Below are 17,429 nucleotides of genomic sequence, written 5' to 3'. Positions count from 1 at the left end.
TCTTAATTGGTTAGTCCAGCGATTATTTGCTTTTTGATTAAGGCATAATTAGTAGCAGCGTCTGAATCTTGGTAATTAAAGAGATCTGTTTGTAAGGCAAAGGCTCCTATAGGTCCAATAATTATTCTAATTATTTCAATTGGAGTTAAGCTCGAGTCAATTTCAGAAAATTTTTGTTTCCAACTGTTGAACACATTAATAAAATCAGTTTCCTTACTGATTAGATCTTTAAAATATTGCAATAATTTGGGGTCAGTCAGTATTTCTTGTAAAAGCAGCTTGATAAAATCAAAGTTGGTTTTAATAAATTCAAGTCGGTCTTTGACAATAAAAGTGACCAATGCGTCCAAAGTTTGATATTGGGAAAGACTACCAATAAAGTCTTGCTGTAATTCAATAAATAAGGGACTGAGCAGTTTTTTTAGCAAATCATCTTTAGACTGAAAATATTTGTAAATTGTGGCTTCGCTCACTTCAGCCGCTTTTGCGATTTTAGAGGTGGTAGTAGCATGAAAGCCTTGATTTGAAAATAAATCAAGTGCTGCTAACAATACCTTCTTTTTCCCGGCTGGAATTTTTTCATTGTTTAGTTCTTTTTCATATGCGGAAATAACTTGGACCAAAAATATCACCTTTTTCTGCTTTTAGCTTAATTATACTTTGCGGTACCGTTTTAAGCCAACAATGTTTAATGCTACTAAGACAACTATAAATATTAATAAAGCTAGCATATCGCCAGCAAATGATTCAAATCCGCGGCCGTAAAGTATTACTTGATTTAATGCGTCTCCCGCATAAGTTAGTGGCAGTATTTTACCCAGGTAAGATACCCAGTTCGCCATTGAATCGAGGGGAATAATACCTGAGAAGAATATTTGTGGCACAACTACAAGTGGGATAAACTGCATCATTTGAAATTCTGATTCTGCAATGGTTGATAGCAAGAAACCGAAAGCTAAAGCAACCATTGCTACTAGAATACTAATTAAAATTACCCACAACACATTGCCTGCTACTTCAATATTTAATAACCAGATTGTGACACCAATAATGATTATTGATTGAATGACAGCAACTATGCCATAACTAATCATATAACCATAGATGATCTCACTTCTTTTAACGGGAGTGGCCAATAATCTGTCCAAAGTCCCTGTGGTTCTTTCTTTTAACAATGCCATTCCTGAAATAAGAAAAACAAACAGGAAGATAAAGAAGGCAACTAAGATGGGCTCAATCTTATTAAAAAAGCCTGTATCACTGTTACCGTAGTAATACTTATTGATAATCTTAGCTTTTTTTGCCTTCTTTTGTTTAGGTTTCTTTTGCACACTTGGTTTAGTCGGTACCTGCATACCATTTTTTTGCGCTACAATAGCTAATTGTTTAGATAATTTAACTAATTGTTTTTGACTTCGAGTTAATGCAAGTTTTATTTTGGTAATTGACTGCCCTGTGATTGCAGCTTTCAAAGCTTGTTTGGTCAGAGCAGTTTTGCTCGAATCCGTATTAGCATAATCTACATAGTATTTATTGTGGTGGTAGTAGATCACACCATCGATTTTATTTTGTTTTAGTTTCTTTCTTGCTTGAGTTCTGTCGGTATATTGTTTTATGGAAACGTGATCCACTTTGTCTAAGTTTTTGTTTACTTGATGAGGGACATCAACCACTGCCAGCTTAGCATTGGTTGATGAATTGGAAGCAAACATTACATTCATCAACCACAAGACTAAAATTGGTGCCAGAAAAATCATTGCTAAAGTTCTTTTATCACGAAAAAGTTCTTTTAAAACTTTTTTGACAATTGCTGTTACTCTCATTATTTTTCTCCTTCCTTTTGTTCTGCTTTTAAAAAGACATCTTCAATAGTTGGTACGCCATAATTCTGTTCAAGAACTTGCGGATGATCAAAAGCAATAATTTCACCATGAAGAAGCAAGGCGACGCGGTCAGTTTTTTCAGCCTCATCCATAACATGAGTGGTGATTAATACGCTGCAGCCTTGACTGCGTAAATTATTTAATTCATGCCAGATTTTTCTACGTAAAGCGGGATCAATTCCGACAGTGGGCTCATCTAGAACAAGTAATTTAGGATAAGAAAGTAGGGCAATTGCTAGCGACAGGCGGCGCATCATGCCTCCGGAATACTCTTTAACATATTTATCTAATGCATCTGTTAAATCAACAACCTCAGCAACATATTCAATTTGTTCTGCTATATCTTTTTTAGCAACACCCTTCATTTCACCAAAAAATTCCAGGTTTTCTGCTCCTGTTAGTGAAGTATATAGGGCGTCTGATTGCGCCATGTAGCCAATTTCACCTAAAATTTTTCTATTCGGCATCTGCTTTCCTAAAACTAAGGCAGATCCCGAGTCCGCCTTTTCCATTCCTAAAGCAGTTTTTATTGTTGTTGTTTTTCCTGCACCAGAAGGACCAATTAACCCGATGATTTCGCCTTTTTTAAGTGTTAAATTAACATTGTTCAAAATGATTTCTTTACCATATTTTTTAACTAAGTTATGAATTTCAATAAAATTGTTCATATTTCCTCCTAAAGTGAGTAATCACTCACAAATAAATATTATAGTAAGTAGTTACTTACTTGTAAAGAACAATGAGTTAGAAAAATGAATTTTAAGTGACAAAAAGGCTGACTTTGACGAATATCAGAAGTCAGCCCAAAACTATAATTAATAATTATGCTAATTTAAATTACAAATTGGCGAAGTTATTATTAATACTAATGATTAACCATTATTGATCTAACAACCATCTAAAACAATAATGATAACTCAAGAAACATAAATAAGTTTCTATATTTATTTAATTCTTGCAATAATTGATAAATTATTGTACATTAATACTAATGGATATATGGTAATCGTTAGTAATGCTCTGATATGGAAAGAGATTAAGTATTGCAAACGGTAATACCATAGAAACAAGAGTTAACTTAGCGGTTAACTTTTTTTTATTTTTTCTTTTCATAAAACATATAACATCTCCTTTCAATATTCTTTAAAAATCGTTCATAATAATGATAACTCATATCTTTAAAAAAGATTAAAAGTATCCGCTTACAGTTTATAATCTAGTACTGTAATGAAATTTTGTCAATAAAAAAGCTCTTTTATAGTCTTTTTTTGTTATGGTCTAAGGGAAGAATATAAATTAAGCATAAATATAAAGATCAAGTTTAAAACTTGGTGTATAATAAAATACTATTTAAACCAAATACTGTATTTTTATGATTAGTCTTTAGTGGATATCATTTGAATACATTTAAACTTTGTATGTCCAATGGCTGGATTTTAGTAACTGAACAATGTCTAGTTACTGGTAATAACTATTTCTCTGACTTTTTAATTGTGGCTGCAAAGACCAAAATATTAATAATAGTTTTAAACAAAATTTGTCATTTGGAGGAACCATGATTATCAGTAATATTTGGTTGATTATTTTTGCCACTATTTCTTCATTTTCCAGGGGAATAATATCAGTTATTGACCGTTACCAAATGGGGTATCGGAAGCAAAGTTCAATCGATGTGAACTTCTTAAATAATATATGCAGTTCGGTTTTAGTAACTTTCTTTCTAATTTACGTCCTGCACAGTTTTCCCAGTCCCAGAATAACCAACAACTATATTATTAAAGTCCTTTTATATGCTTTTTTGGCGCAGATAGTTGCCTATGGTTACAGCTATGTGTTCAAAAAAGTTTCAATTATGCAGTCTGTGCTTTTGAGCAAGGTGACCGATCTTTTTATTCCTTGGGCCATCTTGCTGACTATGGGCTACTTTAGCAAATCTTCATATTTAGTTTCTATTATTTCCACTGTAATAGTAGTTATTTATATTGTTTTCGAGCAGCGTCATAATAATTTAAATTTGAAAAACTTGTTGACGACTTTTGCCGTAATTGCGCCCTTGTTGATTATTCAAGCAGCACTTTCACCGTTATTAACCAAAGGCCTTATCAAACCGATTGATCTGGTCTTTTTTACTATCATGACAATTTATGTGCGTTGTTTAATTACCTTAATTACTTTTATTTATAAAAACAGGACTCTCAAGATCAGCGCTGAAAATCTCAAAGGTAAGGTTTATCTAATTTATGGTTCCCGGGCGATTTTGACTCTTTTAGCGCAAGTAACTTATACTTTGGCAACGTCTTCACCCAACTCAAGCATTGCCTGGATCTTTTTAAACATGACCTCTTTATACAGTGTCATCTTTGGCGATATTTTCCTTAAAGAAAAGATGAAGTTCGCAGATATCTTGGTAATTGTGGCCATTTTTATCTTGGCTTTGTTTTCAAAGTAACTGCAGGAGTTTGGAAAAATAAGAATTAAGCGCTATAATGGCGCTATGATTTGGAAACGCCGGTTCAAGGTGAGTGCTGGTTTTTATTTGGGGAAGAAATCTGCACTCTGAATTAAGTATTGGGGAATAATTAATGATAATTGAAACCAAGAACCTGGCGAAACGGTATCGTAAGGTGAAAGCAGCTAAGCTGTTTCACAAAGAATATCGCATTTTTGACGCAGTAAAAAATGTTTCTCTAGAGATTCATCAAGGAGATCATGTTGGCTTAGTGGGGTTAAATGGTTCCGGCAAGTCAACCTTGATCAAAATGATTTTAGGTATTTTGCAGCCTGATGGCGGCAGTATCAAGACTTTTGGTAGAGATCCGCTTAATAACAGACAAAAAAATGCGGCTAAAATAGGAGTAGTATTCGGGCAAAGAAGCCAATTACGCTGGGACTTGCCCGCAATAGACACCTTCAAACTCAACCGTGAAATATATCAAGTACCGGAGGATATTTTTACCAAACGGGTAACAAAGTTAGCGCGGATGTTGCAGGCTACCGAGTTTTTAACGCAACCGGTGCGCAACCTTAGTTTGGGTCAAAGGATGAAGGCTGAATTTATTGCAGCTCTTATTCACGATCCTGAACTGCTTATTTTAGATGAACCCACAATTGGACTTGACGTTCTGACTAAAAATAGCATCACGCAATTTTTACAACAATTAACTGATAAAACGATCATTTTCACTTCGCACGATCTCGATGAAGTAGCCAAAGTATGCTCACGCATTTTAATTTTGAATAAAGGTCAGTTGGTATTAGATCAAAGTAGTCTACAACTAGCAGAATTAGATGTGCCCACAACGGTCACGTTTACCAGTGCAGATAAATTAAGTGCTGATTTAATTAAGCAATGGCCCAACATGATGCAGCTTAAAAACGGTTCATATCAGATTGCAGGCATTAAGCAAGAAAATCTGAAAGAAGTGTTAAGTACAATTACTGCCCGCATCCCAGTTGCCAATATTGAAGTTAAGAGCAATAAATTGGCATATTTATTGGCGCACCTCAAACAGCAGGAGGTGCAGCAATGAAATATAGGCTAATGCTCATTAAAATAGGAATAAAAAAAGGTCTAGCCTCAAAATATGCTTTGATTTTCTGGCTGTTTTCATCTTTAATTTCGCTTACCGTACAGTATTTTTTGTGGCAAGCTGTTCTAACTGGCAAGCCAAACGGTGAATTTAAACAAACAATTAGTTATTTGGTATTAATGCAGCTTTTGACCGTGCTTTTTCCTAAAACCAGCTACGATGTGAATGATAAAGTTCGTTCTGGTGATATTGCACTTGACCTGTTAAAACCAGTAGCATTTGCAACGCAGCTACTGTGGGAAAGTATTGGCTATTCAGTTGTCAAATTTGCAGTGATTGGTACAGTGGATTTATTAGTTTTTTTATGGATTCTGAATTTTCAAATTGCAGTGAGCACAATTTTCATGGTCTTAGTAACAACCACTTTGGCGTATTTATTGTATTTTGAACTGGAGCTACTCCTAGGAACATTTTCTTTTTATACCTATAGTATTTGGGGCATCTCCACTTTTAAAGAAGCAATACTGCTGGTATTAGCCGGCAACATGTTTCCTGCCAATTTTTATCCTGCAATAATTAAAAAGCTGGCATCTTTTTTACCATTTCAGTATTCATTTGGTGCAGTAGGAATGCTGGCACAAAAGCCATCGTGGAGTTTATTTATTCAAGTAGTTTTGATCCAGCTTTTCTACATTATCCTGTTCAACGTGCTTTTTAAATTCTTGTTTAAGCGCTCCGTTGTTTCAACTGTGATTCAAGGAGGGTAATAATGAGATATTTAAAATTGTTAGCCACTTATTTAAAAGTAAATTTAAAATCACTTGCTGTTTATGACCTGGACTTTTATTTTGCGCTAGCAGGGATGATCATTCAAAACTTGCTTAATATCCTCGCTTTAAGATTTATTTTTAATATTGTGCCCCGCATTAAAGGCTATAGTTTTGCACAGCTGCTTTTAACTTATGCCTTGGCAACTTTAGCTTTTGCTATTTTTCGCTGCTTTTTTATCAATGCACTCAACATTTCTGATTATATTCATGACGGGCGCTTAGATACAATCTTAATTAAACCCGTCAATCCTTTATTTCAGCTTGTTAATGAACGAGTCGATGAAGATGCGTGGGGCGATTTAATTGTTGCGCTTTTGTTGTTGATAATTGTGGATATTCAGTTACATAATCCGTGGTATATCACGGTCATGTTTATTTTTATCTCGCTTTTTACTTCTCTCATCTTCTTAGGACTAGCTGTATTAGGTAATATCGTTGCACTACTTTCTAATGGTTTAGCCAACTTGGCAGAAACAACATTTGACTTTTTTGACATGAGTAAATACCCGTTAGCGATCTATTCGTCGGCTTTAAGGCTAATTATGACCTTTATCTTGCCAATCGGCTGGGTTGCTTCAATTCCACAAGAAAAAATTGCAGTTAAGCACGAGTGGGTCTGGCTTTTACTAATTCCTGGCGCCTGTGTATTCTTTTTTATCCTAATTTATCAGTTATGGCGAGTGTTTTTACAAAAATACCAAAGTACTGGCAGCTAACACTAAAAAGCTCTGTAGCTTATGGCTATAGGGCTTTTTAAGTCTCTTAAACTCTTTTTCTTTTATTGCATTAAATCCTATTACTCAAAAATTGATTCCTGCAATAATTTTAAAAATAATTCTGCAACTGGTGATAAGTTAACTTCACGTTTCCAAACTACCCTAATAGCTTGCTGCAGCTCTGGCTGTAATTTTCTAAACGTAATGCCCGAATTTTTCGAAGTATCAGCTAATTTATCTAGAGTAAGCATTAATGCGGCATGATTCTTAACCATCAAAGTACCGTTAAAATTTAAATTGTAACTGCCAATAAAATTGACTGAATCGTAATAATTTCCTAGCCAGTTTTGAAAAAGGTGCATTTTTTGCGCTTGCTGTGAATTTAATAAAGAGCGTCCTTGTAAATCTCCTGGTTTGATCACTGCTTTTTGCGCTAAAGGATCATTAGCAGGCATTAAAATTCCCCAAGTATCTCTTTCGGGTAAAGTTAAAGAGGCGTAATTAGCTAAAGGAACGTTGCCAATAATGACTGCAAAGTCAACCGTCCCGTTGTCTAACTTGCGTTCGGCATAACTGTAGTCCCCACTTAATAAGTGAATTTTAACAGAAGGATGCTCTTTAATAATTGCGCTGACCACATTCATGACCCGCTGCATCCCGAGGCTTTCTCCCGCAGCGATGGTCAAGTCGCCACTAATAAAAGAAGCTTTTGTCAAGTTTCTTTTGGTTTTAGCAGTTAAATCTAAAATTTCTTGTGCCTGTTCAAGTAAATAATGACCTGCTGGAGTTAAAGCTAAATGCCGCGACTTACGGCTAAACAATTTAACGCCAAGTTCGCCCTCCAGTTCAGCAATTTGTCTTGATAAAGCTGGCTGGGAGATAAGCAGCTTTCTGGCAGCACGGGTCATATTGCCTTCTTGGGCCACGGCTACAAAGTAATTTAAAACTCTTAGTTCCATATTATCTTCTCCTTGCTAAATTGTTTTTGCCGCTAAAAAGTCCCTTTAATGCAAACAAGTTATACAAGATCATGTTTAAAAAGTATTTTACATAAAAAAGTAGTATGACTAAAATTTTAACTAATCGGTAAAATCGAAAGATAAAAAGCGCCTATAACTATTAACTATAGGTTACTTTTCAATCAATATTAGGTAAAACAAGCAAGAACAATCGCTGTGTTTAGCTCAATATTTTTTTAGCTAATGCTTAAACTTAAATCTAAGTTTAGGTCTATCAGAAAGAGGAACAATAATGAAAATATCAGAAGTGGCTGAAAAAGTAGATTTGACTCCTGTAACTCTCAGATACTATGAAAAGATGGGCTTAATACCTGCGATAAAGAAGGAACATGGCGTCAGAAACTACGAAGAAAAAGATCTTACTTGGATTAGTTTTATTAAGTGCATGCGTCAGGTGAAAATTCCGGTAAATGATTTGCTGGAATATACTAAATTGATGCAGCAGGGCAGTGATACTAAGAAACCCAGACGGCAAATTTTAGTCAAAGAATTGCATAGGCTAGAAAAGCAAGACAAAAATATTCAAGTTACCATTGCGCGGTTAAAAAACAAAATAAGTTTATATGATCAAGGTAAAATACAGTAAGCTAATTACCAGAGAAAGTTAACTAGCAAACGGTCAACTTGTGTGTTTTCATGTAATTTACTATGTTGGGCGCGAGGACCTCTGATTTCTTTTTCTTGATATGAACGGGCGCGTTTACTGACTAAGTAACGGTAAGAACGGGCAGAGTTAACGGTGACATCACCATCACTGCCAGACCCCATATCACCATAGATATTTAAAACTGCGGCTTTTTGAGGAAATTTTTTTCTCAAACTTATAAGTCCGCGGTAGCCTGCACTCATTTTTTGCGGTTTGCCAGCGCGATTTAAGACAGTTTTATTTGGTGCTCCTTGTTCCCCAACATAGCCATTATAATGACCAGCAATCGAAACCTGTTTATTTAGTTGAGGCATGTGCGCATTAGTGGCATTATTGCGCAAGTAATAGGCAATTTGTAAATTACCCATTGAATGTCCTACTAAATTGATGCGATTAAAACGATACCTTTTTTGCAGTGCATTAATTACGTCTTTAATATAATTGCTGCTTTTATTCATGGCAGAAGTTTGATTACTTAATCCGGCAAAAATGCTCTTATTATTTTGAAGATTGACTTCAACTATCGGGTTCTTGGCCCGTTTTTTAATTGTCCCTAGTAAAGTGACTTTACCTTTAGAGCTAACATCGGCACGAATAACAGAATTAGTAGCATGACTTTTTTGGGCATAAGCGACCATACTTTCTTCAGCATGGTAACTGCTGCCCCAGCCATGTACAAAAAGTGTCGGCGTAGCGATGCGAAAGCTGGCACCATTTTCTTTTTGGTAGTTGTTTTTGAAGATGTAAACCGCAAGTAGCAATAACACTAATAGCAATGTGCCTGCTATGATAGTTTTATGTTTTTTAGTCATTATTAATCAACTCCTTGCAGCCATAGTTTGCAATTATAAAAGCTGCTGTACATCCGCCACAATTTGAGCAGTAGTTAAATGATTTTGCTGGTAAATTTCTTTAACTGGAGTTTGATCGGTATAAACGCGGTTTTGACCGTAATTGAGCACCTTAACTTTTTCTTTGCCCAGATAAGAAGCCACTTTTTGCCCGAAGCCGCCATCTAACGAATTATCCTCAAGCGTAACAATTACTTGATGATTAGCAGCTAACTGGTCTAGGGCTCGTTTATCTAAAATATTAGCAGAAAGTGGATTGACTAGGGTTGCTCCTAACTTATTTGCTACATCTTTTCCTAGTTGATAAAAATCTCCCAGAGCTAAGACAGCCACATCTTTACCTGGTTTAACCCGATACTTAATTTCTGAATAATCAGTCGCTATTGTTTGTTCGTCTGAATCTGGCACATTAGCCGGCATTTTAATAGCAACGGGGTGTTTTCTTTGGCTAATAGCCCACTTGATCATTGCTTTTTCTTCTTCTAGTGTAGTAGGAGCCAGATAAATCCAGTTAGGCAAGTTAGAAATCATTACTTGGTCAAAGATTCCCAAGTGCGTCTTAGATTGATTAGAGATTCTGCCACCAGCTACTAACATTACAACGGGCAGGTCGTTGGCAGCCGTATCGTGAGAAAGTTGGTCAAAAGCACGCTGTAAGAAAGTAGAATTTTCCATTAGAACTGGAATCCCACCTTCTTTGGCAAACCCCGTGGCAAAAGCAACAGACTCTTGTTCAGCAATGCCCACGTCCGTGTAATGATCGGGAAATTCTTTTTTAAACTCTTCCAGGTCAAAGACACCCGGAATGGCTGCATCAATCGCCATGACGCTTTTTCCTGCTTTAATCTCATCTTTAATCACGTCAAGCGCCACTGAATTAGGGGTAGGCTCCTGACTTTCTGGAGCAAGTGGTTGATCATTTTGTAAATTAAACGGTGATACCCAGTGATGAGCTTCTTCATCAGAAACTGCAGGCTCATAGCCCTTGCCCTTCAACGTATTAATGTGTAATAAAATGGGATGATCAATATCTTTAACTGCCTTAAAAGCGGCAATCATATCAGTCAGGTTATTACCGTCTGCGACATAGCGGTAATCAAAGCCCATAGCTGTAAACGGATTTTCGGCAGTCTGGCCGTTTGAATCACGTAATTTCTTCAGAGCAGTCACTAAGCCGCCAACATTTTCATCAATTGACCATTGATTATCATTAACTACAACTACCAAGTTATGTTTTTCAATTGCAGCATTGTTTAAGCCTTCAAAGGCCAGTCCGCCAGTCATCGAACCATCACCAATTAAAGCCATGATGTTTTCATGCTTGCCCATTAAATCGCGGGCCTTAGCCATACCTGTTGCTAGCGCAATAGAGGTTGAAGTATGGCCGATTGAATAGTAATCATAAGGACTTTCGTCCGGATTAGTATATGGAGTGACATCTTCATAGTGGTCGGGATCAAGCCAGGCCTGTGCCCGTCCAGTTAACATTTTATGGGGATATGTTTGGTGCGAAACGTCCCAAATAATTTTGTCTTCGGGTGCATTAAAGACATAATGGTAGGCAATTGTGGCCTCCACAATTCCTAAGTCGGGACCAAGATGCCCGCCTTCAGCCGCATCTTTTTCTAAGATTAATGTTCTGATTTCCTGGGCTAATTTTTCCATTTCAGGGATGCTTAATTTTTTAAGATCTTGGGGTCCGGCAATTTGGTTTAATAAGAAATCTTCATGTTTGTTCATATAAAAGTGCCTCCCTGCACTAATTTATTTCATATTTATTAATTATAATTATAAAATACTTTATTGTGGTAACGAGCTGACATTTATATAAATTGCTATGTTCAGCAGGATAAATTTTATAATTATCAAAATTGTAGTACTTAAAGTTAAGGTTAAGTCAAATAGTAACCTAATTTTTTAGTTAAAAATGATATGGCACCGTTTAAACTATAATTACAGATATGTTTGCAATTGATTTAATCCTGATTTATGACTTGAAAAGCAATTTGCTAATAGGTAAAAAATAGTTGAAAAATTAAAGGGCGCTTCAAGGCTGCGCCAGCAAGAAGAATTATTAAGAGTAATTTACAATCTCTTAATGATCTGCATTGAACAACAGGCTTATAAAGAAGCGCGGCATTTTGTTAAAGCTGCTAAAGCATTAAAATAAGGCTTAAACTATTTTTTATCAAAATGTATTAGTATTGTTGGAAAATATGATCAAATATCATTTTGAGCATAAATTAGAATATTTAGCTAATTGTAAATGGGCCATTAAAAACTTTACTTTTTTTAGGGATGCCGGAATATGGTGGACAGGCAGAACTATTTATTAATCAAAATCTAAATACCTGCTTATTAAAGATAAGTTAGTGGTATGATTAAATTGTCCAGAAAACGTTTTAATAAGGGAGATGTTAATGATGAAAATAGGTTTTATTGGCACTGGCGTAATGGGTAACGCAATTTGCCTTAACTTATTAAAAGCTGGTCACAAACTGTGGGTCTATAACAGGACAAAGAGTAAGACCGATAATCTGGTTGCAAAAGGTGCTACTTGGTGTGAAAATCCTAAAGCTGTAGTTGAACAAACTGATACCATTTTCACGATTGTTGGTTTTCCAACTGATGTTGAGCAAGTTTATTTCGGCGATAACGGTATTTTACAAGCTGAAGTTAAGGGCAAAAATCTGGTAGACATGACCACTTCCAAGCCGGCTTTAGCGCAAAAGATTTTCACTGCGGGTGAAAAGCAGGGTGCTAAAGTCCTTGATGCTCCCGTTTCAGGAGGTGACCTCGGAGCAAAAAACGGTACACTGACCATCATGGTTGGTGGTGATGAGTCCGCATACCAAAACTTGGAACCTATTTTTAAGGATTTCGGCAAGCAAGTTCACTATTTTGGACCAGCTGGTGCGGGACAGAATACTAAAATGGCTAACCAGATCATGATTGCAGGCACCATGACTGGCATGACAGAAATGCTGGTTTATGCCAAAAAGGCCGGCCTTGATCTTGAAGCCGTCCTTAAAACTGTTGGTGCTGGTAGTGCTGCTAACTGGAGTTTAAGTAACTACGGTCCGAGAGTTTTAAAAGGTGACTATACCCCAGGCTTTTTCAGTAAGCATTTTTTGAAAGACTTGCGCATTGCTTTAGAGACAGCAAAAGAAATGAAAATTGACTTGCCGGCTACTGCAGAAGCTAAGAAGTTATATGAGATACTTGTTGATGAAAAGCACTTAGGTTATTTGGGCACACAAGGTTTAATTAAACTCTGGTGGCAGTAAAATACTAATTTAAGATAAAGAAAAAGTGGAGTAATTCTTAGTTGGAACTACTTCACTTTTTTAAATGCTAATAAACTTATTTGATTTTACTTTTGACTTCAGGAACGCCATCCAGTACGTTGGCATAGCGTGCTAGAATGAAAAGGTAATCTGATAAACGGTTGATATACTTTAAACAAGCAGGAGCTAACTTTTGCTCTTCGGCGTTTAATTTAACCATGGAACGTTCAGCCCGTCTGGCAACTGTCCGAGCATAATGTAAATGAGTTGCCGTAACTGAACCGCCAGGCAAAATGAAATGGGTTGTTTGGGGTATTTTCTTATTAAGTTCGTCGATTTTCTTTTCTAGCTTGGTCACTGTTTCAGGTGTAATCTCTTCGTGCCTTTTGACAACAATATCGCTTTCTAGTTCATATAAGTCCCGCTGTAAGTTTTGGATAGGATCATGCAATTCTTGGCATTTAGCAGACAAATTGGCAATTACGACACCGAGGTATGAATCAAGTTCATCAATATCACCGACAGCAACAATTTGCAGGTCATATTTAGGAACCATTTTACCGGTAACCTGTTTGGTAAAGCCTTGATCGCCTACCTTAGTATAAATTTTAATCGTCATAAAAGCCTCCGTTTGTAATGATCAAGCGCAATATTCAGTGGCTTGTAGAGAATCGGGTAGAATACCAAATTACCAATGGCGTGGTAGGTATCAAAGACTAAACTACCAGCCCAGTAGGCCAAGAATGCGTTAAAGCCGCCGAAAATAGACATACCAAAGTCGACAAAACAGCCATATTCCCAACCGAGAAAAACGGCGAGAATTAGTTGCAAAGTAAAATGCTTTTTCAATGGCGTGAATTTATCCAGCAAAGCAACGGTTAAGACGCAGCCGCCAAAGGCTAAAACTTGCGCCACAGTCCAAATGCCAAAGCCTAAGTAAATGTTGGAGACCACCATGGTTAAAAGAGCTAAGGCAAAGCCAAAGCCGAAGCCGATATTCAACGTTACAATCATTAAAATATCGGTTACCGGCTGGACATTAGGCACAGGAATTATTTTAAAAATTCTCAGCGCTACGCACATGGCTGTTAAAATCGCTAGTAATGCTAATTTCTTAGTTGAATTACGTGCCATAACAAATTAGAAATTAACTTTTGCTAAAGTAAACTTAACCTTATCTTTATTTGCCAACTTTTGGATTGCGGCACCTTTTTGAGCGAACTTACCATTTATTTTGTAAGTCCAATAGATTTTTTTACTTGGATTTTGGCTCTTACCAGCTATTGAAGTAATAAGTCCATGGTCACTCTTTATTTTCCAGCATTTTTTTAAACCACGCATTACAGTTGAATGCTTTGGCAATTTAATAGTCTTCTTCTTGTAGGTCTTATTATGTACTTTTAGAGTGTAAGTAACTTTGATCTTACTGCTGGCATCAACCTGTTGGACATTTTGAGTTGTTTCATAGCCTGCAAAGGTAAAGGTAAAAATGGTGGCTATTCCGGTCAAAACTGATAATTTGCTTCTTTTCATATATAAACTCCCAATCTATTAATATTTTTGTGCAAGCACTAAAATAGTTCGTACTTAGTCACTTGCACGGCCAATAGTTTTACTTCATTTTGGCTAAAGTAAACTTAACTTTGTCTTTATTTGCGACTTTTTGCTGGTTAGCACCCTTGGTAGCGTATTTGCCATTGATAGTGTAAGTCCAGTAAATTTTCTTTTTAGCATTTTGCTTTTTACCGTCAATTGCCGTGATAAAGCCTTTATTACTGTCAACTTTCCACGCCTTTTTCAAGCCGGTCATTACAGTAGATTTTTGCGGCACTTTAACTGTCTTTTTTTCAGTATCATTTTTAGCAGCTAAAACATAGCTAACGGCAATATTATTATTTGTCTTAGGTTTTGGCTTTGTCTGGTTGTTCTGACAACCAGATAGGCTAAAGGCAAAAATAGCGGCGACGCTGGCAATTACTGGTAATTTACTTTTTTTCATGACTAAAATTTCGCCTACTTAATTTATTTAACAGGACATGCACCAGATTCACAGTCGGTTTGATCGACTAACTCCAAATCTTTTTGATCATCGTTTTGCTCGGCAAATACTTGAGCAACATCACCGGTGATCTCAGCTTTTCTTTCTTCATATTTTTCTTTGTCAATAGGTTCTTTTGGCGCTTGTTTCAGTGAGCCACCATAATATGGCAATAAAGAAGTTGACTTAATCACATGCCGGTATTGTTTAAACAGTGGTGTAATCTTGTCCCCTTCATCGCTTTGGAAGGTAACCGTACAACTGACTGCGTTATCTGACCAGTAAGTTTGCAAAAAGGCTTGTGTTGCAAACTGTTCTTCAATTGAAACCGTACCAGCTGAGGCAAAGTTCTTGCTGTCGGCGTGAGCTGCACGCAATGGGAATTCGACACAAGTTGTGTTTGGTGAGTAGATATCTGGTTCTGAGTAGTAACCACAGGCATCGAGCGCTTTAAGCAGTGGATCTGAAGCTTGGAAGCGAATCCGTTGAATGAGGTAACCGGCATAGTGGAAGTGCATCCCTTCAGAAGCTCCGGCTAATTTGGCGACAGTACCTGAAGGCTTAACAGTAGTATGTTTAATCGACTCGTTGCAGTTTAAGGTCTTGCTGTATTCCTTATCAGCATCAACGACGGCTTGGTAAGCGGAAGTGACCATTTTAATTCCCTGAGGATCGTAAATTGGCTTCTTGATTTTTTCACCGGTTTCTTCATCAACGCTGTCTTCAAAGCCGGTAACAACGCGGTGACCCAGATCATTTAAGAGCCAGTCCTGAATGCCTGACATTGAAACACCAATTCTCCGGTTCTTGGAAATGATATTGCGGGATATCTCCCAGTCGTAGCTACTAAAGGTTACTCGTTTAGCAAAGCGAGTTGCCAATCTGAAAACATCTTTTAAATCCCAGTTTTCTTGTTCGGCAATATACGGGAATACTTCAAACAGGTTGCATGGTTCACCATTACCCAAGGAAATTTCTCCACAAGGGTTAGTACCTTCAACATCACCGTCAATATCTTTTTGATAACCGTCAATGATCCGGCCATAATTACGAGATAAATCCAGGTTAACTATTCCCGGTTCACCATTTTCTCTAATACCGTTTGCGATTGGTTCATATTCATCAAAGTTAGAATCAATGGCTACACTGTTGTTTGAGGCCCAACGGTGGTGGTAAAGTTTGTCTTTATCTTGTTTCATAGTGATAAAGTCTTGGTCGGTGCTTGTACCTAAAGCTAGTTCCGCTGACCTTCTTACATTACCAGCAACGACTGTTTTACCAATCAGGTTGCAGATATCCGTACAATCAACAGAAGTTAAGTTGCCGTCAGCCCGGTTGTTAATAATGTTGTTAATATCGAAAAACATTTCCACTAATGGCATAGGACCAGAAGCGGTACCGCCAAAGCCGTGAATTTTAGCTCCGTAAGGACGAATTCTGCTGATGTCAAGTACCAGCTTGGTCTTATTCTCGGGATTAGTTTGATTGAAGTGCATGTCGATTAAACGGGCATTAGCTAAAACCCAACCTTCGCGAGTATCAGGCAAATTGTAATAAACGTAATCTGATTTGTCCTTGCTTTGCTTGGCCCACTCATCTTTATCCGTTGCACCAATTTTAACTGAATCAGCGTATGAAGCACTCTTTTTATCAATTACAACCGTTAAATCAATTTTATTATCAACTGTAGGAATCTTTTTAATATTGTCTTGGACAACAGAAAAGCCAACGCCGCCACCTTTCATTGATTCGTCAAAAAGAAATGAAAAAGGCATTGAAACTGCTTCTTGCGTTTGACCTAAATAGTCGGGAACTATATGGCTATCACCGTATTTTTGTGGCCGAATAGCAATAAACCAGCAATTATTTAACGAGTCACCATTGCGCTTTTGGTAGTCGGTGCCGGAAACCCACAGATTACGTCCAGAAGGCGTTGCTCCTAAACCGTACACTAGTTTAAATAAATCCTTGGCTTCGTTTGTTAGTTCAGCGACTACTTCTTTTGAAGGAGTGCCTTTGAGACGAGGATCAAGGTTAATGTTGCCCTCAATTACACGTTTAACCGTTTCGTCCCAATTTTCGGAACGATTTTTTTCCGGAAGCCATCTGGCATAGGTTCGTTTATAAGTAACCCAGCCAAGTTCTCCCCAATGGGGGGTGACATTTTGTTTCACTTGATCAATGTAGCCCTGATCCAACGTTATGCTCGTATTTTTCATATTCAAAGTCACTCCTTAAAATTAATTATTGTTCCACAGATACATTATCTATGGTGTCCAATAGAACTATACCACAATATCTTGTATTTGATAGAGAAAAATTTAGTCTCAAACACAAGTAAAAGTCACAACGTGATGTGCGAGTAAGTTATCGAGGTTAATAAAAAATCATATAGCATTCGCAAATATAAAAAAGCATAATAAGTTAAAAATGATACTTATTATGCTTGAATATATGTTTAATTTTGGAGATAAACTAGCGTCTAACTAGGGTAAATATGAGAAAAATGACTCCCAGAAAAACAGCTACCGGAATCAGTAATTGAACAAAGAAAAAGAAGGTCAGAGCACAGGTCAGAAGGAAAAATAGAATTTTAAAAAAGCCAAGACCCATTTTGATAAAAAGCCAA

17 protein-coding genes are annotated in these 17,429 nt (G+C 36.8%); 6 read left to right on the top strand and 11 right to left on the bottom strand.

From position 1 onward, the window contains the following. Nucleotides 1-2: 2 nt before the first annotated feature. Genes H3R29_RS08260 through H3R29_RS08250 form a run of 3 tightly spaced genes read right to left on the bottom strand, consistent with a single transcriptional unit; the run spans nucleotide 3 to nucleotide 2,551 of the window. Nucleotides 3-623 carry a TetR/AcrR family transcriptional regulator gene (locus H3R29_RS08260; protein ID WP_198202061.1) on the bottom strand — a complete coding sequence of 207 codons (621 nt, stop codon included), beginning with the start codon at nucleotides 621-623 and terminating at the stop codon, nucleotides 3-5. A gap of 30 nt (nucleotides 624-653) precedes the next feature. Then, nucleotides 654-1,823, bottom strand: coding sequence for an ABC transporter permease (locus H3R29_RS08255; protein ID WP_198202062.1), 1,170 nt, complete (start codon nucleotides 1,821-1,823; stop codon nucleotides 654-656). Then, entirely contained in the window at nucleotides 1,823-2,551 is a 729-nt protein-coding gene (locus H3R29_RS08250) for an ABC transporter ATP-binding protein (protein ID WP_198202063.1), read from the bottom strand. The genes H3R29_RS08255 and H3R29_RS08250 overlap by 1 nt, the downstream gene beginning before the upstream one ends. An 887-nt stretch (nucleotides 2,552-3,438) precedes the next feature. Here H3R29_RS08250 and H3R29_RS08245 point away from each other — a divergent pair. From H3R29_RS08245 to H3R29_RS08230, 4 genes are all read left to right on the top strand, one after another. Next, nucleotides 3,439-4,332 carry an EamA family transporter gene (locus H3R29_RS08245; protein ID WP_198202064.1) on the top strand — a complete coding sequence of 298 codons (894 nt, stop codon included), beginning with the start codon at nucleotides 3,439-3,441 and terminating at the stop codon, nucleotides 4,330-4,332. A gap of 133 nt (nucleotides 4,333-4,465) precedes the next feature. Beyond that, entirely contained in the window at nucleotides 4,466-5,413 is a 948-nt protein-coding gene (locus H3R29_RS08240; protein ID WP_198202065.1) for an ATP-binding cassette domain-containing protein, read from the top strand. Next, nucleotides 5,410-6,180, top strand: a complete 771-nt coding sequence (locus tag H3R29_RS08235; RefSeq protein ID WP_198202066.1) for an ABC-2 family transporter protein — start codon at nucleotides 5,410-5,412, stop codon at nucleotides 6,178-6,180. The genes H3R29_RS08240 and H3R29_RS08235 overlap by 4 nt, the downstream gene beginning before the upstream one ends. Further along, on the top strand, nucleotides 6,180-6,959 hold the full coding sequence (locus H3R29_RS08230; protein ID WP_198202190.1) for an ABC-2 family transporter protein: 780 nt from the start codon (nucleotides 6,180-6,182) through the stop codon (nucleotides 6,957-6,959). The genes H3R29_RS08235 and H3R29_RS08230 overlap by 1 nt, the downstream gene beginning before the upstream one ends. A gap of 80 nt (nucleotides 6,960-7,039) precedes the next feature. Here H3R29_RS08230 and H3R29_RS08225 read toward each other — a convergent pair whose 3' ends face one another. Beyond that, nucleotides 7,040-7,918 carry a LysR family transcriptional regulator gene (locus tag H3R29_RS08225; RefSeq protein ID WP_198202067.1) on the bottom strand — a complete coding sequence of 293 codons (879 nt, stop codon included), beginning with the start codon at nucleotides 7,916-7,918 and terminating at the stop codon, nucleotides 7,040-7,042. Between the two features lie 292 nt (nucleotides 7,919-8,210). Between H3R29_RS08225 and H3R29_RS08220 the strand changes: the two genes are divergently transcribed. After that, entirely contained in the window at nucleotides 8,211-8,564 is a 354-nt protein-coding gene (locus tag H3R29_RS08220) for a MerR family transcriptional regulator (protein WP_198202068.1), read from the top strand. Nucleotides 8,565-8,569: 5 nt separating this feature from the next. Here the strand turns inward: H3R29_RS08220 and H3R29_RS08215 are convergent, their stop codons facing one another. Together H3R29_RS08215 and H3R29_RS08210 are read right to left on the bottom strand one after the other, a co-directional pair. Further along, nucleotides 8,570-9,436, bottom strand: a complete 867-nt coding sequence (locus H3R29_RS08215) for an alpha/beta hydrolase (protein WP_198202069.1) — start codon at nucleotides 9,434-9,436, stop codon at nucleotides 8,570-8,572. A 33-nt stretch (nucleotides 9,437-9,469) separates the two neighbouring features. Beyond that, nucleotides 9,470-11,215, bottom strand: a complete 1,746-nt coding sequence (locus H3R29_RS08210) for a 1-deoxy-D-xylulose-5-phosphate synthase (RefSeq protein WP_198202070.1) — start codon at nucleotides 11,213-11,215, stop codon at nucleotides 9,470-9,472. A gap of 683 nt (nucleotides 11,216-11,898) precedes the next feature. Between H3R29_RS08210 and H3R29_RS08205 the strand changes: the two genes are divergently transcribed. After that, the gene (locus tag H3R29_RS08205; RefSeq protein ID WP_198202191.1) at nucleotides 11,899-12,762 is read left to right on the top strand and encodes an NAD(P)-dependent oxidoreductase; all 864 of its coding nucleotides are present in this window, start codon (nucleotides 11,899-11,901) and stop codon (nucleotides 12,760-12,762) included. A 76-nt stretch (nucleotides 12,763-12,838) separates the two neighbouring features. Here the strand turns inward: H3R29_RS08205 and H3R29_RS08200 are convergent, their stop codons facing one another. From H3R29_RS08200 to nrdJ, 5 genes are all read right to left on the bottom strand, one after another. Then, nucleotides 12,839-13,381, bottom strand: a complete 543-nt coding sequence (locus H3R29_RS08200) for a cob(I)yrinic acid a,c-diamide adenosyltransferase (RefSeq protein ID WP_198202071.1) — start codon at nucleotides 13,379-13,381, stop codon at nucleotides 12,839-12,841. Next, on the bottom strand, nucleotides 13,378-13,896 hold the full coding sequence (locus H3R29_RS08195; RefSeq protein WP_046324079.1) for an ECF transporter S component: 519 nt from the start codon (nucleotides 13,894-13,896) through the stop codon (nucleotides 13,378-13,380). The genes H3R29_RS08200 and H3R29_RS08195 overlap by 4 nt, the downstream gene beginning before the upstream one ends. 6 nt (nucleotides 13,897-13,902) lie before the next feature. Next, nucleotides 13,903-14,295, bottom strand: coding sequence for a DUF4430 domain-containing protein (locus tag H3R29_RS08190; protein ID WP_046324080.1), 393 nt, complete (start codon nucleotides 14,293-14,295; stop codon nucleotides 13,903-13,905). A gap of 79 nt (nucleotides 14,296-14,374) precedes the next feature. Continuing rightward, nucleotides 14,375-14,761 carry a DUF4430 domain-containing protein gene (locus tag H3R29_RS08185; protein WP_046324081.1) on the bottom strand — a complete coding sequence of 129 codons (387 nt, stop codon included), beginning with the start codon at nucleotides 14,759-14,761 and terminating at the stop codon, nucleotides 14,375-14,377. A 23-nt stretch (nucleotides 14,762-14,784) separates the two neighbouring features. After that, the gene (gene nrdJ / locus H3R29_RS08180; protein WP_198202072.1) at nucleotides 14,785-17,019 is read right to left on the bottom strand and encodes a ribonucleoside-triphosphate reductase, adenosylcobalamin-dependent; all 2,235 of its coding nucleotides are present in this window, start codon (nucleotides 17,017-17,019) and stop codon (nucleotides 14,785-14,787) included. Between the last annotated feature and the right edge of the window lie 410 nt (nucleotides 17,020-17,429).

Source organism: Lactobacillus sp. M0393 (assembly GCF_016102025.1).
GTDB classification, from domain to species: domain Bacteria; phylum Bacillota; class Bacilli; order Lactobacillales; family Lactobacillaceae; genus Lactobacillus; species Lactobacillus melliventris.
The sequence above is the reverse complement of the archived record's forward strand: the minus strand, read 5'-3'. Positions and strand labels throughout refer to the sequence as shown.

What these genes read in the sequence shown, in the direction of transcription:
- H3R29_RS08255 (WP_198202062.1), bottom strand. Translation starts at nt 1,823, where the DNA reads ATGAGAGTAACAGCAATTGTCAAAAAAGTTTTAAAAGAACTTTTTCGT.
- H3R29_RS08250 (WP_198202063.1), bottom strand. Translation starts at nt 2,551, where the DNA reads ATGAACAATTTTATTGAAATTCATAACTTAGTTAAAAAATATGGTAAA.
- H3R29_RS08245 (WP_198202064.1), top strand. Translation starts at nt 3,439, where the DNA reads ATGATTATCAGTAATATTTGGTTGATTATTTTTGCCACTATTTCTTCA.
- H3R29_RS08240 (WP_198202065.1), top strand. Translation starts at nt 4,466, where the DNA reads ATGATAATTGAAACCAAGAACCTGGCGAAACGGTATCGTAAGGTGAAA.
- H3R29_RS08235 (WP_198202066.1), top strand. Translation starts at nt 5,410, where the DNA reads ATGAAATATAGGCTAATGCTCATTAAAATAGGAATAAAAAAAGGTCTA.
- H3R29_RS08225 (WP_198202067.1), bottom strand. Translation starts at nt 7,918, where the DNA reads ATGGAACTAAGAGTTTTAAATTACTTTGTAGCCGTGGCCCAAGAAGGC.
- H3R29_RS08220 (WP_198202068.1), top strand. Translation starts at nt 8,211, where the DNA reads ATGAAAATATCAGAAGTGGCTGAAAAAGTAGATTTGACTCCTGTAACT.
- H3R29_RS08215 (WP_198202069.1), bottom strand. Translation starts at nt 9,436, where the DNA reads ATGACTAAAAAACATAAAACTATCATAGCAGGCACATTGCTATTAGTG.
- H3R29_RS08210 (WP_198202070.1), bottom strand. Translation starts at nt 11,215, where the DNA reads ATGAACAAACATGAAGATTTCTTATTAAACCAAATTGCCGGACCCCAA.
- H3R29_RS08205 (WP_198202191.1), top strand. Translation starts at nt 11,899, where the DNA reads ATGAAAATAGGTTTTATTGGCACTGGCGTAATGGGTAACGCAATTTGC.
- H3R29_RS08200 (WP_198202071.1), bottom strand. Translation starts at nt 13,381, where the DNA reads ATGACGATTAAAATTTATACTAAGGTAGGCGATCAAGGCTTTACCAAA.
- H3R29_RS08195 (WP_046324079.1), bottom strand. Translation starts at nt 13,896, where the DNA reads ATGGCACGTAATTCAACTAAGAAATTAGCATTACTAGCGATTTTAACA.
- H3R29_RS08190 (WP_046324080.1), bottom strand. Translation starts at nt 14,295, where the DNA reads ATGAAAAGAAGCAAATTATCAGTTTTGACCGGAATAGCCACCATTTTT.
- H3R29_RS08185 (WP_046324081.1), bottom strand. Translation starts at nt 14,761, where the DNA reads ATGAAAAAAAGTAAATTACCAGTAATTGCCAGCGTCGCCGCTATTTTT.
- nrdJ (WP_198202072.1), bottom strand. Translation starts at nt 17,019, where the DNA reads ATGAAAAATACGAGCATAACGTTGGATCAGGGCTACATTGATCAAGTG.